The organism is Streptomyces sp. NPDC006235 (assembly GCF_040613735.1).
Taxonomy (GTDB): Bacteria; Actinomycetota; Actinomycetes; order Streptomycetales; family Streptomycetaceae; genus Streptomyces.
In genome coordinates, this window is sequence record NZ_JBEXSR010000030.1 from 70,181 (window position 1) to 85,295 (window position 15,115).

At 70.1% G+C, this 15,115-nt stretch carries 11 protein-coding genes; 8 read left to right on the forward strand and 3 right to left on the reverse strand.

The window, feature by feature from the left end:
* Positions 1 to 150 precede the first annotated feature (150 nt).
* Positions 151 to 1,323 carry a HEPN-associated N-terminal domain-containing protein gene (locus ABZ192_RS29065; RefSeq protein WP_356927440.1) on the reverse strand — a complete coding sequence of 391 codons (1,173 nt, stop codon included), beginning with the start codon at positions 1,321 to 1,323 and terminating at the stop codon, positions 151 to 153.
* Between the two features lie 557 nt (positions 1,324 to 1,880).
* Between ABZ192_RS29065 and ABZ192_RS29070 the strand changes: the two genes are divergently transcribed.
* The 7 genes from ABZ192_RS29070 to ABZ192_RS29100 all read left to right on the forward strand — a co-directional run bounded on the left by ABZ192_RS29070 (position 1,881) and on the right by ABZ192_RS29100 (position 11,518).
* Positions 1,881 to 4,199, forward strand: a complete 2,319-nt coding sequence (locus tag ABZ192_RS29070; protein WP_356927481.1) for a Helicase associated domain protein — start codon at positions 1,881 to 1,883, stop codon at positions 4,197 to 4,199.
* A gap of 260 nt (positions 4,200 to 4,459) precedes the next feature.
* Positions 4,460 to 5,857 (forward strand): DNA-binding protein, encoded by a 1,398-nt coding sequence (locus ABZ192_RS29075; protein WP_356927441.1) that lies wholly within the window; start codon positions 4,460 to 4,462, stop codon positions 5,855 to 5,857.
* Positions 5,858 to 6,016: 159 nt separating this feature from the next.
* Entirely contained in the window at positions 6,017 to 6,772 is a 756-nt protein-coding gene (locus tag ABZ192_RS29080) for a TnsA-like heteromeric transposase endonuclease subunit (protein WP_356927482.1), read from the forward strand.
* 59 nt (positions 6,773 to 6,831) lie between these two features.
* Positions 6,832 to 8,901: a Mu transposase C-terminal domain-containing protein gene (locus ABZ192_RS29085; protein WP_356927442.1), complete on the forward strand. Its 2,070-nt coding sequence runs from the start codon at positions 6,832 to 6,834 to the stop codon at positions 8,899 to 8,901.
* An 86-nt stretch (positions 8,902 to 8,987) separates the two neighbouring features.
* On the forward strand, positions 8,988 to 9,956 hold the full coding sequence (locus ABZ192_RS29090; protein ID WP_356927483.1) for an ATP-binding protein: 969 nt from the start codon (positions 8,988 to 8,990) through the stop codon (positions 9,954 to 9,956).
* Between the two features lie 291 nt (positions 9,957 to 10,247).
* The gene (locus ABZ192_RS29095; RefSeq protein WP_356927443.1) at positions 10,248 to 10,703 is read left to right on the forward strand and encodes a hypothetical protein; all 456 of its coding nucleotides are present in this window, start codon (positions 10,248 to 10,250) and stop codon (positions 10,701 to 10,703) included.
* Positions 10,704 to 10,852: 149 nt separating this feature from the next.
* On the forward strand, positions 10,853 to 11,518 hold the full coding sequence (locus ABZ192_RS29100) for a DUF3105 domain-containing protein (protein WP_356927444.1): 666 nt from the start codon (positions 10,853 to 10,855) through the stop codon (positions 11,516 to 11,518).
* A gap of 104 nt (positions 11,519 to 11,622) precedes the next feature.
* Here the strand turns inward: ABZ192_RS29100 and ABZ192_RS29105 are convergent, their stop codons facing one another.
* Entirely contained in the window at positions 11,623 to 12,585 is a 963-nt protein-coding gene (locus ABZ192_RS29105) for an AraC family transcriptional regulator (protein WP_356927445.1), read from the reverse strand.
* 82 nt (positions 12,586 to 12,667) lie between these two features.
* On the opposite strand from ABZ192_RS29105, the gene ABZ192_RS29110 reads away from it, so the two are divergent.
* Entirely contained in the window at positions 12,668 to 13,504 is an 837-nt protein-coding gene (locus tag ABZ192_RS29110) for an NmrA family NAD(P)-binding protein (RefSeq protein ID WP_356927446.1), read from the forward strand.
* A gap of 335 nt (positions 13,505 to 13,839) precedes the next feature.
* Here ABZ192_RS29110 and ABZ192_RS29115 read toward each other — a convergent pair whose 3' ends face one another.
* Complete coding sequence (locus ABZ192_RS29115) at positions 13,840 to 15,063, reverse strand: hypothetical protein (RefSeq protein WP_356927447.1); 1,224 nt, start codon at positions 15,061 to 15,063, stop codon at positions 13,840 to 13,842.
* Positions 15,064 to 15,115: the final 52 nt, after the last annotated feature.

The following is a 15,115-nucleotide window of genomic DNA, read 5'->3' on the forward strand; positions in this document are numbered from 1 at the left end:
GCTGATCGGCTTCGTGGCCTGTACACGGATCGACGGGCTCGGCTTGGGTCCCCACGGGTCGAGGGAGTGGCCGGCCAAGGCCACTGGGCCGCCGTGAAAGTGGACCGGACCGTCCTCAGCGTGCCGCCCTTGACCGCACGCTGATCCAGATCATCGGGCCGGGAGTGTTTGCTGTGTGCCAGGGGACAGCACCAGGTGCAGTTGAGCTGCATCCGGAGTGCCCGGGAGTGGGGCGGCGTCGATGCAGCGTTCGTTCGGGACTTTCAGGACGGCAGCGGTCCGGTGTGTCTGTGCAGACGGGTACAGCAAGCCCACGGCACGCAGTTCCCTCAGCAGATACTCGGTGAGGAACTGGGTCGGCACGTATCCCAGTGCGTCCTCGTGAAGGTTGACCGGGGCGACGAGATCCTCCACGAAATTTTCGAGGAACATGATCTCGCGCCGCATGCGGTCGGGGCGCGGGTCGAAGATCGACGGCACTGGGGGGAGTTTCGTGAAGTCGATAACGGTACAGGTCAGGGATGTCTCGAAGCCTGCAGCTGTGATCCACTTGGTTTCGCTGTGGGCTGCGACCTCCTGCCGGGCGGTCTCCAGGTCGGCGGCACCGTAAAACATGGCGATGCCAGCCGCGCTCATCCTGTTGTCCGGGGCCATCTTATGGGGAGCGGTGCCCAGACGGGCGGCACCCCATCCGGTCTCCTGGTCCGGATTTTGCTGTGCCCGCCACCATCGTGTGCCCGCCGGCAGTTCGGTGGACAGGAGTTGGCGGGCCAGATCGGCGATGTGGCGCAGGGATGCGGCAGGGGTGATGTGGTCGAGGTGCTCGTCATCCTCATCGTCGTCGGGCAGAAAGTACCGGCCCTTTGTGCGCACGTGCGCACAGAAGCCCTGCCACCCGATCGTGAGGGCCTCGTTCCGCCGGAGCAGGGCGAAGTCGCGAGGCACCCAGAGCTGGTCCTGCATATTCTGCTGCACCGTCTCCAACAAAGGGATACCGCCGAGTTCCTCCTCGAACATGCCCACCAGGTCATCCGCGTCGAGCGGCGCATCGCCCAGGGTGACGTAGCCGTCTTCCTTTGTGTACCAGACGCCTTCGTCATCGACGGTGGCGTACTCCGTGCGGATCTGCGTGACGAACGTTTCCATGAGGACGTCGAGCGGGGCTGCCGAGTCGGCGCGGCAGAAATCGCAGCCGACCTCCGGTTCGTGAGCCGAGCGCAGGGAAGCGGCCAGATGTTCGTCACCGACGCAGTCGGCACACACCCATCCGTCCGACGACGACCAGCCGCGCTCCCACTCAGCGATCTGCCAGTCGCCCCCCATGGCCAGGCCCCCATCGATACACAAGCCAGCACACCCTGCATCACCCTAGTCGTGCACACCGCGAGCCGGGTGGCCGGTCCGCCAGGAGCGGACGGAGCCCGGAAGCCGGCAGGCAAGGGCGCCCGGTGGTTCCGCCAGTGCATCGGAGGCGCCGCGGCCAGCCCCGCCCCGTGGCAGAGGAATGAGGGAAAACTGCGTCACCGGCGTCACCGACCTGCGCGGCGGCAGCGGGCTCGAGCCCTGCGCACCCAGGGACACCGAATAGTTGTTGCCTGCCCGGGTTGCGCAGTTACCGGAAGACGGTGCTGTCGGGGCGCAACGGGCGGCCCCCGGGGAACCTGGCCCGCTGCTGGCGGGTCTGCTGTCTGACACCGGGCCCCAACAGCATTAGCCCTCGTCCACTGCTAAGGCATTCTCATTCGACATGCTGGACACGCACTGAAGATGCGGTGTCCCTGATCCCGGGCACAGAGCCCCTCGAAAGCCGTCTCACTCAAGACGCTGTACTGCAGGTGAACGCCCCACAACATCACTGAGACCTCACACCCTCCCTTGATCTGCTTGCCCAGACTGAGGCCGCCTGGCGCGAGGGAGGCCGTACGGGCCCTGTGATCGGGGTTTCCTCCCTGCGGGGTGAGGAGGTGTCCTTCCCTAACACCACGGACGTGGCAGAGCTGGTCGACTGGGTGCGGCCGTTCGACAAGGTCACCGTGTTCGCCACCTACGCCTCGCTCGGACTCGGCACGCTGGAGCGGGCACACAACGCCGGCCTACCGGGGTGGGACCTGATCGTGGTCGATGAGGCCCATCGGACCTCGGGCCGGATCGGCAAACCATGGGCGGGCGTCCACGACAACACCCGCATCCCCGCCTTGCGCCGCCTCTACATGACCGCCACACCCCGGCTGTGGCAGCTGGACGAGGACTCCGACCAGGGCGCGCCGGGCGAGCTGGTGGCCTCGATGGAAGACGACCCGAGCGGCCCCTTCGGTAGCAGGTGTTTCACCCTGACGTTGTCGGAGGCGATCGATAGGGGAATCTGTGCCCCCTACCAGGTGGTGTGCGTGGACATCACCGACACTCAGCTCCAAGCCGCCCAGCTCCTGGGCGAGGACGCGCGCTCCGAGCAGGTGCGCGGGGCGCGGCTCGGGGCGCTGCAGACCGCGCTGGTGAAGGCGTCGGCCGAGGAAGGCTTTCGGCGCACGCTCGTCTTCCACCACCAGGTCCGCGAGGCCGAGGCGTTCGCGGCCGGCCTTGCCGACGTCGCCGCGCAGCTGCACGCCGCCGATCCGGAGCTGTACCCCAAGACGATCTGGGCCAACTGGCTGTGCGGCGATCACAAGCCGGGGCACCGGCGCCGGGTTCTGACGGAGTTCGCCGACGGGATCACCACGGACGGCACGGTCGTCGAGAAGGGCTACCTGGCGTCCGTGAAGGTCCTGGGTGAAGGCGTCGACACCAAGAACTGCGACTCCGTGTACTTCGCCGACGTCCGCGGCTCCATGCCCGACCTCGTCCAGGCCGTCGGCCGGGCACTGCGGATGCAGCCCGGCGAGGGCAAGGTCGCCTCGCTCGTGGTGCCGGTGCTGCTCGGGCCGGGTGAGACGGCGGACAACATGCTCACGTCACGGGCGTACGGCGGCCTGGCGAAGCTGCTGGAGGCGCTCAGAGCGCACGACGCCCGTGTGGTGGAGGCTCTCGCGCAGCAGCAGGCGCCAAGCCGCGTCAGGGGCGTGCAGACCCGCTCAAGCAGCGAGGAGGGCGAGGGAGCCGCAAGCGACCGAAGCGACCGACTCTCGGAACCGGCGCGTGCGCTGCTGAAATTCAGCACCCCCCGCGACCCCGCCCAGCTGGCCGCCTTCATCAACCTGCGCGTCCTCAACCCCGAACACCAACACTGGCGACGCGGCATCGAAGCCGCCACCATCTACCACCGACTCCACAGGGACCTGAAGGTGCCGTTCACCTACCGCGTTCCTGACGCCGACGACCAAGAGGCGCAAGCCGAGAGGTGGCCGGCCACGCTTGCCGGGTTCCCACTCGGGCAGTGGCTCGCCGACGCCAGGCGCTTCTACACCCGCGGTGACATGGACGAGGATCGCATCGCACAGCTGGAGAAGCTCGGCATGGTGTGGTCGCACTTCGATGTCGCGTGGGAAGAAGGACTTGCGGCGGCGCGTGGGTGGGCCGAGGAGAACGGGCACCTGCTCGCGCCGCTGGACGCCACCTACCAGGGCTACAAGGTGGGCATCTGGCTGAAGAACGCGAGGGCTGCCGCCCGCCGGGCCGCCGAAAACGAGCAGCGGCGCGCCGAAGGGCTGCCCGTGAAGTCGTCGGCCGGGGCACTGTCGGACGAGCGGCGCGAACAGCTCGAGGACATCGACCCGTCGTGGTGCCCGGCCTGGCCCGTGGAATGGCAACGCGCCTTCCACCTCACCCGACAGCACCTCGAAGCCGGCGGCGCACTGCCCACCGAACCCGGTGTTGTCGTGCACCAGGGCGAGGACCTCGGACGGTGGGTACGGTCGCAGCGGCTCGGTTGGGACAAGCTCACAGGCGTGCAGCAGTGGATGTGCGAACACATCCTCGGCATCCAACCCGCAGCCGAAGACGAGAAGCCCCAGCCGCGACGTACGCAGGCCGACAAGTGGGCGATGAACTACGCCGCCGCCAAGCAGTTCTACGAGCGCGAGGGGCACCTCCGAGTGCCCCGCAAATACATCGAGACGATCGTCGTCGCCGAGAGGGACGGCCAGGACCAGGAAGAACGGCAGCTCCGGCTCGGGGCATGGATCAGTAACCAGCGCTCGCGGGCCGCGACACTGTCGCCGGAACGGATCGAACAGCTCTCCGCCATCGGCATGCGCTGGACATAGGGCCGGCGTCTCGGCCGTGCTTCTGCCTGAGGTCTTGTCACGCGCAGGCGTGCGAGAAGCCCTTCACCTGAGCGTCTTCGCCCGCCACCACGGGCGTAGCTTAGTGCGATCGAATCATCACGATGCGCTCGAACAGGCCAATCCCCACCCCGAGAGGGCAGCTCTCTACAGCCGTCCCGCGCGGATCCGGTTTGCTTGCTCCGCTGGACATCCGTTGCAAAAGCGCCCGCCCGGATCGGCGAACACGAGACCGTGGTGGAGTGACCCACCATCCCGGCCTCCTGAGGACAGCTCCCCTGCGGGGGGAGACGATTTCGTCGCTGATCTGCCGCATCGCCAGCCGCTACGGGATGGAAACGAAGGCGCTGCGCTCCTGCTGGCACTGGCGCAACTACCAGCCTGGGCACGACGGCGGGGGCGCGCGGGCTGACGCCGAGGTGCTGCTGAACGCGGCCGGACGGCAGCTCCTGGCAGGCCTGTGCGGCGTGGAGGAAGACGTGCTGGCGCGGGCGTTGCCGTCCTGGGAAGAAGAGGACGCCAAGCTGCCTGCCGAAAAGGACGGAGTGCCGGCGGCGGCGTGGCGGATCGGCGGCGCGGTCGCCGGGCCGGTGACGTTCGGCTGCCGCCTGTGCACCGCCCGGCGAACCGGGACGCCCGTGCGGGTGGTGCGGTACGCGCCGCTCTGGTCCCGGGTGTGTGACCGGCATGGGCGGTGGCATCTGGACGCAGACGCAGACCAGCCCCTGGAGTATCTGGACCTGCAGCACCTGCCGGAGGTGACCGAGGCGCAGCGGCGGTGGGCCGGTGTGGCGCGGCGGGTGGTACGGGCCGGTGCGGAGCCGGAGCGGGTGTTCGCTCTGGCCCGGGCGGTGGTGACCCGGTGGTGGGAGCAGGCTTACGGCTGGGAGCGGGAGACGGTCTGGCCGCGGCGCCTGCACCAGGTCGCGGGCGGGGATGCCGGCGGTGATCTGGAGCGGTGGCGGATCGTGGGGCGGGACGCGGTCGTCTTCCCGGAGGTGGTGGCCGTGGCCGACGCACTGCTGGACCCGGCCATGACCGAGCTGGTGTGGTCCGACAGCGGTGCCGGGCGGCCGCGGGCGCTGCCCGCCGACGGGGTGTTCTGCCGCAGGCTCGGTGAGCGGCTGGGGCGTGCGTGGTTGGGGCCGCTGGCCGCGACGGACCATGGCGGGCCGCTCATCGCGTGGATGGGCAGCGTCATCCGCCTTCGCCGCGGCGCCGGCGGGCCGCCTGGGTACGACAACGACCCGTGGTGGCTGCGGCAGGAACACCAGGCCGCGACCATGGCCGGCCAGCTGCGGGTGCTGGGCAAGGAGAAAAAGGCGCCCGGTTCGGGGACGATGTGGCGGTCTGCGGTGCCCGCCGAGCAGCGCAGGCTGATCACCAGCGCTGTCGACAGCGCCGAGGAGCAACTGCTGCAACTGCGCGGGGTGCAGACCGGGCCGACCGCTGAGGTCGCCCGGCGGCTGCTGCGCGGCCTCGGTCACAGTGCCGGCCTGATCGAGAACGCCTGGAAACGGACTGCGGTGGCGGCGGTGAACGGCGGGGTGCCCCTTCAGGAGGTGGCCCGGTGGGTCGACCTGCCCGTCGAGGTGCTCCGAAAAATGCTGACAGCGGACAGGCAGGAAGACGACCGCTGAGAGCGATGCGCCAGGGAGAGGTCGGCTGTTAGCTGATACGGCACTCGTTCGTGGCAGAAACACTGAAAACGGGAGCCTGTGCCGGCGGGAGCGGCTTGGCTGGCGCGGGTGACCAGCACAGGAGCAGCCCGGCACCAACGCCGGGCAGAGCGGGCAGGCGTGGACCAGGGCGGCGGGTTCGAGGCGGTGTTCCTCGACCCGGTGGGGCACCCTGTGCAGCAGCGGTGGGCGGACGCCGCCATGACCGTGGCGTTCGAGGAACTGCCGCCGGTGTCGGCGTTCCCGGTGGTCCCGGGACGCCGCTGGGGGCCGGGACTTTGGTGGTCGGCGACCACCGGACGGCACGTGGCCGCCGGGTCCAACGCAATGCGTGTCCAGCTGATGGTCCTGGACCGCGACCCGGACGTGACGGGGCTGGCAGGGCGGCCAGTGCGGCTGCTGTGGCGTAATCCCCGCGGCCAGGTGCGCTCCTGGGTGCCGCAGCTCTTCGCCCGCCGTGCCGACGGCACCGCGCTGCTCGCGGACTGCCCCAGCCACCCGGAGGCCGGCGGCGAGCGGGCGGTGAAAGCCGCCCAAGCGGTGGCGCAGGCGTGCGCGCACGTCGGCTGGATCTACCGGCGCCTCCCACCGCTCGACGACGTACTGGCCACCAACCTGAAATGGCTGGCCGGTTACCGCCACCCCCACAACGCCGGCCAGCCCGGCCTGATGCCCGCTGTCTTGGAGGCGTTCACGCGGCCGCGGCCGCTGATCGAAGGCGCCAGCGCGGTCGGCGACCCCATCGAGGTCCTGCCCGCCGTCTTTCACGCCCTGTGGCACGGACAGCTGACGGCCGACCTGGACACGCCGCTGCACGAACGCGTCCCCGTCGGTCCGCGGGGCTGGAGCGGCCCCCAGACGGGAGATGCCGGGTGACCGCGCGGCGCAATGCTCGGCCGGCCGTGAAGGTCGGTGCTCACATCCGCTTCCGTGGCATGAAGTGGCAAGTGGTCGCCCTTTCGGGACAGGACATCCACCTCGTCGGCCCGGATGGCGGCGGTGAGGCCGTGCTCGCCGGGCACCTGTTCGCCGACCCCGGCTTCACCGTCGTCGGGGCCGATGCGCCCCAGGCGGCACCGCAGTGGGGGCTGTTCGAGACCGCCCCTGCCGCGGCGCGTGAGAAGGCGCTGGCGTGGCAACGACACGTCAGGGAAGTCGAATGCGGCCTGCCTGGCGGGCCCGGCAGCGAAGGAGCAGTGCGCGAGCAGTACGACCCCGAGCGGTACACGCTGGCCGAACGGGAGCAGGCCAAGGCCCAGGAGCTGACCGCGCTCGGATTCGGCCGGGTCTCGCGCACCACGGTGCAGCGCATGCGGCTCGCCTACCGCAAGCAAGGCCTGTGGGGGCTGCTCGACCACCGCACCACCCGCGCCTCCAGCCCCACCGGCCGGGCCGACGAGCGGGTCGTCGCCGCCGTCCGCGAGGCGCTGCGCCGCCGCCGCGGCCGCTCCAAGGGCACCATCAACGGCCTGTTCCCGCTGATCAACCAGATCCTCGAGGACCGGCACGGCCCAGGCACGGTGCCCCCGCCGTCCCAGGCCACGCTGTACCGGCTCGTCACCAACCTCGCCCGGCCCGGCGAACTGCCCTCCGGACCCGTCCGGCAAGTACCGGCGAGCGTCGACGGGCGGGCGTTCACCCCAGCTACGGCGCTGCGGCCCGGCGAGCAGGTCCAGGTCGACACCACCCGCCTGGACGTCTTGGCCCTCTTCGACGACGGGCGTCTGGCCCGGCCCGAGCTGACCATCGCCGTCGACGTCGCCACCCGCGCCATCCTCGCCGCCGTGCTGTGCCCGAGTGCGACCAAGGCTGTGGACGCGGCGCTGCTGCTGGCGGAGATGGCCGTCCCGCACCCCGCCCGCCCCACTTGGCCGGACATCCTGCGCATGGACCACGCCCCCGCACTCCCCCACCAGCGGCTGGCCGCGCTGGACGAGCGACTGGCCGGGGCTGCAGCCCGGCCCTTCGTCCTGCCCGAGACGATCGTCGTCGACCGCGGCAAAGTCTTCGTCTCCACCGCGTTCACCGCCGCCTGCGAGCACCTCGGCATCAGCGTCCAGCCTGCCCCGCCCCGCGCCCCTACCGCCAAAGGCATCGTCGAGCGGACCTTCGGCACCATCAACGCCCTGTTCTGCCAGCACTTGCCCGGCTACACCGGATCCGACGTCACCCGCCGCGGCCCCGACACCGAGAAAGACGCCTGCTACAGCGTCCCCCAGCTCCAGGACCTGCTCGATGAGTGGCTGATGCACTACCACCACCGCCCCCACGAAGGCCTGCGCCACCCGCTGATGCCCCGCAAAGCGCTCACCCCCAACCAGATGTGGGCCGCGCTCGTCGCCGTCGCCGGACATGTGCCCGTCCCGCTCACCGGCCACGACTACCTCGAACTGCTGCCCGTGCGCTGGCAGGCCATCACCCCCGCCGGCATCACCATCCACCACCGCACCTACGACCACGATCTCCTCGCCCCGTACCGCGGCCAGGCCTCCCCCGTCGCGGGCCGGGGCGGGAAGTGGGAGATCCACTACAACCCCCATGACGTCCGCCAGATCTGGGTGCGTCTGCCTGACGGCGAGCTGACCGAAATCCCGTGGATCCACCGCGACCACGTCCACCAGCCGTTCAACGACCACACCTGGCAGCACATCCGCACCCACGCCCGGCACAACAATCACGACGACAGCCAGCAGCATGAGGCCGGCCTCGCCGACGCCCTCGACCAGCTCATGCGCCGCGTACACAGCGGCCACGCCACCAAAACGGAACAAGCTCTCCTCGCCCGCGCCACCACAGCGCCGGTCCCCGCCGCCCGGCATCCGCAACACGACACCGGACGCACTACCGACGAACCGGCGCAGCACAGCGACAACGACGCCCAAGGCGCCGACAGCGAAAGCGACAGCATCGACGACCTCAACGACGCGCCCTACGACGACCTCAGCCCCAATCCGGCCGCCGGATTCGGGCTCTACGACGCCTACGAGGAAGCCGATAAGTGGTGAACCCCCGCACCCACCCCACAGCGCACCATCCGAGCAGCTCACCCGCCGACGCGGGCAGCGGCAACACGGCCGAGCCGTCCTGGCCCCTGACCACCTGGCAGGGTTGGCAGCGCTTCGCCACCACCGAGCCGCCCGCCCCGCCCCAGCCCGGCGACCCGCCCCGCAGCACCGACGAACGCCTCGCCTACCACTCCGCGTTCGTCACCATCCGCACCCCCGCCATCAGCGCCCTCGCCACCCAGGTCCGCACCCTGATGATCCTCGGCCGCCACCAGCGGACCACCGCCCGGCCCTCCCTGATCGTCACCGGACCCGCCGCAGCCGGGAAAACCACCGCCCTGCTGAACGTCGGCCGCGCCTGCCACCTCGCCCACACCCGCAAGAACCCCGCACCGCCCGGATCAGCCCACGCCACGGCACCCGTGGCCTACGTCCTCGTCCCGCCCGGCGCCTCCGCGAAAACCCTCATCACCGAGTTCGCCCGCTACCTCGGCATTCCCGTGGCCTCCCGCATGACCCAGACCCAGATCACCGACGCCGTCTGCCACACCTACACCGCCGCGGGCGTCCAACTCGTCCTCATCGACGAAATCCACCGCCTCAACCCCCGCACCACCACCGGCGCCCAAACCGCCGACCTACTCAAAGACCTCACCGAACGCCTGCCCGCCACGTTCGTCTACGCCGGCATCAACGTCACCGACACACCCCTGTTCACCGGCACCCGCGGCGCCCAACTCGCCGGCCGCGCCACCCTCATCACCTGCGGCCCCCTCCCCGCCCGCCACGGCACCCGCCACCCCTTCCGCGATGTCATCACCGACATCGAAAACGCCCTCGACCTCACCCACCACAAACCCGGCACCCTCCCCCGGCACGCCGCCTACCTCCACCAGCGCACCGCCAGCCGCATCGGATCTCTCACAAGGCTCATCCGCCAAGCAGCCATCACCGCCATCCACGACGGCACCGAACGCATCACCAAAACCGCCCTCGACGCGGTACAGCTCGACCACCTCGCCGAACAACACAGGCGCCCCACCCGCAGCCGCTAACCCCCACCCACCGAACAGACAAAACAGCGCTGACCAGCACAAACACCAACCGAGTCTTTACACGCTGGCGAAACCCCCAACGAGCCCGGTCCCACTCAGCGCACATGACACAACCCCAGCTCACACCCTCAATTTCCCGCTGGAACCGTGCACCCGGCCTCTCTCAACGAACCCACAACACACCAGGCCAGCAACCCCGCGATACACCAACAAACCCCCCTCCGAGCGTTAGTCGCCCGGTTCGTTCCCCGCCTGATCGCTGGCCCCGGACTGGTGGTCGCCTCGGCGGGCATGTTCTGGTTCGCCACCCTTGAGCCCGACTCCTCCTACGCCGGGCACCTCATGCCGGCGATGTTCCTGACCGCTCTGGGACTGGGGATGTGCTTCGTCCCGATGACGCTGGGAGCGGTCAGCGGCGTGCAGGACCACGAGACAGGCATCGCCGCAGCGCTGCTGAACACCGCGCAGCAGGTAGGCGCTGCCCTGGGCCTGGCCGTCCTGGCCACGATCTCCACGTCCACGGCCAACGACAAGCTGCCCGACGCCGCACAGTCCCTGTACCGAGGGCTGGGCACCAAGGACGCCGCCTTGGTCGAAAGGGCCAGTTCGGCGCTGACCCACGGCTACACCATGGCCTTCGCCGCCGCCGGGGTCATGTTCCTGGCTGCCCTACTCGTCACGGTGCTCGCCGTGAATGCCCGCAAGCAGAACAACACTGAAGCCACCGCCCTCGTCCACATGGGCTGACGGCAACCCGATCGCTCCTCGTGCCCGACGCGCACCAGCGCGTCGGGCACAGCAACACCATCAATTTCCACCACACCTGCGACCGTCCCCCGCCGGCGGCGCCGTCCAGGCACTGCACTGCCGCCGGTGAGCTGAGGAAGGACAGACGCATGAACGACACCGGCGCCAAGAGAGGAGCACGGGGGAAGGCCCACACCGGCAGGCCGCTGGAAGCACTGCCCGCTGGGACGGTCAGCGCGCCGCGCGGCCGTTGGCTCTTTCTCACCGGGACGGCCGTCGTCCTTGCCGGACTCCTCGGCTACGGACTATTCGAGGCCCGGCAGGAACACCAGGCCGAGCAGGAGCGCAAAGCAGCCGGGGCGGAGAAGCGCGTACGCGGCGAGCAGACCTGGAGCATCGAAGAGCTCACCTACCGGCACGTCCAAGGGGATGTTGCCTACCGGGTGAACCCGCCGGTCGGCGGCGATCACAGTACGGTCTGGATGAACTGCGACGGCGACGTCTACACCGACGCAGTCCGCAAGGAGAACGCTGTCCACTCCCTTGAGCACGGCGCCGTCTGGATCACCTACAACACCCAGGCCGAGGCCACCTCGGTGCGGGCGCTGGCAGACAAGGTCGCCTCCACCCCATACACGCTGATGAGTCCGGTCAGCACCCAGCCCGGAAGGATCATGCTGACCGCCTGGGGCCACCAGCTCACCGTCGACACAGCCCGCGACCCACGGGTCGGAGAGTTCCTCGCCGCCTACGTTCAGGGCCCGCAAACACCCGAGCCGGGCGCGCCCTGCACCGGCGGGAGGGCCGCACCGTGAGATAGCCGTCCCCGCGCCGTGGCAGACATCGATCCAGGGCAGGCCGGGCATTCAGTGCGCCACGGTGCCGGCGCCGCCGGCCCTGTAAAGCGCTGGGTATGCGGTCAGCCGCCGGCCCGCGGCGCGGTTGCGCGGTACTCGCTCGGGCTGGCGCCGCGCACCTTCTTGAAAGCAGTGCTCAGTGCGAAGGAACTGGAGAAGCCGACCCGTGCGGCAACGGAGCCGATCGTGGCAGCGGGGTCGCGCAGGAGGTCGGCGGCCCGGGCGATCCGCTGCTCGCGCAGGTAGGTCATCGGGGGCTGGCCAACCAGGGCGGTGAAGCGGCGGGCCAGGGCTGCGCGGGAGACGCCCGTCGCGGCGGCCAGGGAAGTGACTGTCCACGGACGGTCGAGACTGGTGTCGAGCAGCCGCAGGGCGTGTCCGACCACAGGGTCGCTGTGGGCGCGGTACCAGGCGGGCAGCGGGGCGCCGGGGCGGGTGAACCAGGCGCGCAGTGCGGTGATCAGCATCAGGTCGAGCATCCGGTCCAGGAGCGCCTGCCGGCCGGGAGCCGGGTGGAGGGTGTCCTCGAAGGCTTCCGGGTTGACCGGGCAGGCGCCCTGCTGCGCCGAAACGACGGCGAGCGGGGGCAGGGCCGCGAGCAGGCGGCCGGGGGTGCCGCTCGGCACGGTGTAGAGGCCGTTCAGCAGAACGGTGCTGTCTGGCCTGGCAGGGTGCGCAGGTCCGGAGTTGTAGGTGCTGTGCTCGGTGCCGTCGGGTGTGATGCAGTGTCCGCCGGGCCGGATGGTCACGTCCGGAGCGGCTGACGGGTTGCCCGCGATCGTGTACGGGGTGCCGCCACTGAGCACGGCGACGTCGCCGGCATCGAGGCGTACCGGCTCATCGTTGTGGAGGACAACCCAGGCGGGTCCGGCCAGTGGCACGGCCAGGGCGAGCGGGGAGCCGTCCTCGAAACGGACCGCCCAGGTACCCGACAGGGTGGAGCGGTTGAAGACCGCGCCGGTGGTCCGCACGCCGTTCAGCAGGTCCGTCAGCGGGTCCGTGCCGGTCGGCGTCAGGGCGTCCATGCTGGTCAGCGTAGACGAACGCGTATGCGTGCGAGCGGGCTCGCCATGGCCCGGCGCGTGGTCGTCCGGTTGGCTGGTGGGCATGAGCAACGAGACAATTCTGGTGACCGGCGCCACCGGCAAGATCGGCCGCCGCGTGGTGCAGCAGCTGGCGGACCGCGGAGTTTCGGTGCGGGCGGTGTCCCGCTCCGGCGAGGTGCGCTTCGACTGGAGCGACCGCACCACCTGGGAGCCGGCCCTGCGCGGGGTGAGCGGGATGTATCTGGTCGCTCCTGACCTGGGCAGCGCGAAGGCCGCCGACGACATCGCCGCCTTCGCACGCCAGGCCGCCGAGGCCGGGGTGCGCCGTGCGGTGCTGGTCTCCTTCCCCAACACCGGAACCCCGGGTCTGGAGCACGCTGTGGCGGCCGAGCGGTCACTGGGCCAGGCTGGCTTGGAGAGCACGGTGCTCAGGCTGCGGTGGTTTTTCCAGAACTTCAGCGAGGACTTCCTGCATGACGCCGTCCTCTCCGGTGACGTGCGGCTGCCGGCCGGGGACGGCACGGAGGCGTTCGTCGACGCCGAGGACATCGCCGCCGTCGCCGCAACCGCCTTGACCGAGACCGGGCACGCCGGAGCGACCTACGAGCTGAGCGGCCCGCAGGCGATGTCGTTCGCCGACGCCGTCGCACAGATTGCCGGCGCCACCGGCCGAGACATCCGCTATACCCCGCTGACGCCCGAGGAATACGCCGCCGAACAGCGCGCGCACGGCGTGCCCGAGGAATGGGTGCAGCTGACTGTCGACCTGTACGCCCAGGTCCGGGCCGGCGCTCTCGCCTCGGTCACCGATGACGTGGCGAAGGTGCTGGGCCGGCCGCCCCGCACCTTCGCCCAGTTCGCTCGATCGGCCGCCGCACAGGGCGCCTGGAACGCCTGATGCGTTCTGTGGCTCCTGCTGTTCCGCTGCCCTACGCGGTCAAAGGTTGCGCCGTGCTCACCGTGGAATAGCGCAAGGTTGGAACACCGCCTCTTCACCAGTATTAAAAGCACCCACCTCGCAGCCCTCACGGGCACTGACGAACACGAAGGCTGACTCCCCCCGGCCCAGGTCCTGGGAGGAGGTGGTGATGCATGGCGCGGGCACGGGGTATCTGCCTCGCGCGCCATAGCCCGCGCTGTTGTCGCTGGTCGTGCGCGGGCGGATGCTGAGTGCTCCTCTTTCGGGTCGGCGGGAGCCGGGGGTGCCTGTGCCACGCGGTGTGGTGCGAGTCGTCACACCTCGTCGGCCCACAGCGGAGTGCCGTCGTCCTGCACGTGCAGTGTCGGAGAGTGCTCCCGGTACCCCCACTGTGCTGTGCCATCGGGCACCACCCAGCCCCTGGCCTGGAATGCCTGGGCTGGCGTCAGCGAAGCAGTACACGCCCCTAGCGGGCTGGTCTTCGTCGCCTTGGCGGGGACGGTGATCTTCACCGAGGTGCCCCATGGGGCGGGACAGGTCTGCTCCACCGTTGCCTGGACGTAGGCGAGCTTCGCCCTCACCGCGACCGGCTTGCCCGAGCTGTTCGTGAACTGCACCAGGAAGGACATCGTCCCGTCCTTGGCGACGCGCGTGCACGGCGTCCATAACACCGCGCCCGCACTCCGTGCCTTTCCGCACCGGTGGTTGCCCTCAACGCCGCCGGACTCGGTTGAGGCGGCGGGACCTGGCTTGGCCACGCCCGCGCCCTGCGTGCTCGGCTCGGCCGACACGCTTAGATTCCCTCCCGCCGAGGAGGACTCTCCACCTCCGTCCAGCCACACGAACAGCCCGATTCCCCCAGCCACCCCTACGGCTGTGGCCACTGCCCAGCCCAGCCCGTTCTTCCAGCGCCGGCGCCTAGCCGTCTGCGCTACGACTGCGGTCGGCTCCGCCGCGCTGGCTGTTCCGACAGGTTCGGCCGCTTCCGTAGCCGTGGCCGGTCCGGCAGCCTGGTCAGCTTCGGCGGGCTCGGCGGGCTCGGCGGGCTCGGCGGGCTCGGCGGGCTCGGCGGGCTCGGCGGGCTCGGCGGGCTCGGCGGGCTCGGCGGGCTCGGCGGGCTGCACAACGATGCTCGCCAGGACTCGGTTCCTCCAGCCCGGTCCACCTGCGGCTCGAAGGCGGCGCGCCAGGTCGGCGATCTCCCAGCCGATCTGGGGCAGCTGCTGAGCGTTCTCGGGCGCATGGTCCTTCAGCGCCCGTGCAACAGCCGCGCAGTCCTCCTCGCTGGGCAGCCGATTGTGCTTGATGCCGGGCAGCAGTTGGTCGCGGCCCTTCAACCAATACGACAGCAGTGCCTCGTCGATCTTTTTGCGGGACTGCCAGGCGAGCGTCTCCCGCTCTGCCTCCAAGGCCTTCACCAGGACCTTACGCGGCGGCTTCCCCTGCGCGGTCGGCTCTCCCACACATGTCTGCCATGCGTCCAGGGTCTGCGCCAGGCGGCGCGAAAGGTCCGCGAACGACTCGCCCTGATCCCCCATCAACGGCTCCCCCCGAAGGACATTTCGTTGCGGTGCAACCGAGAAGCAGCAG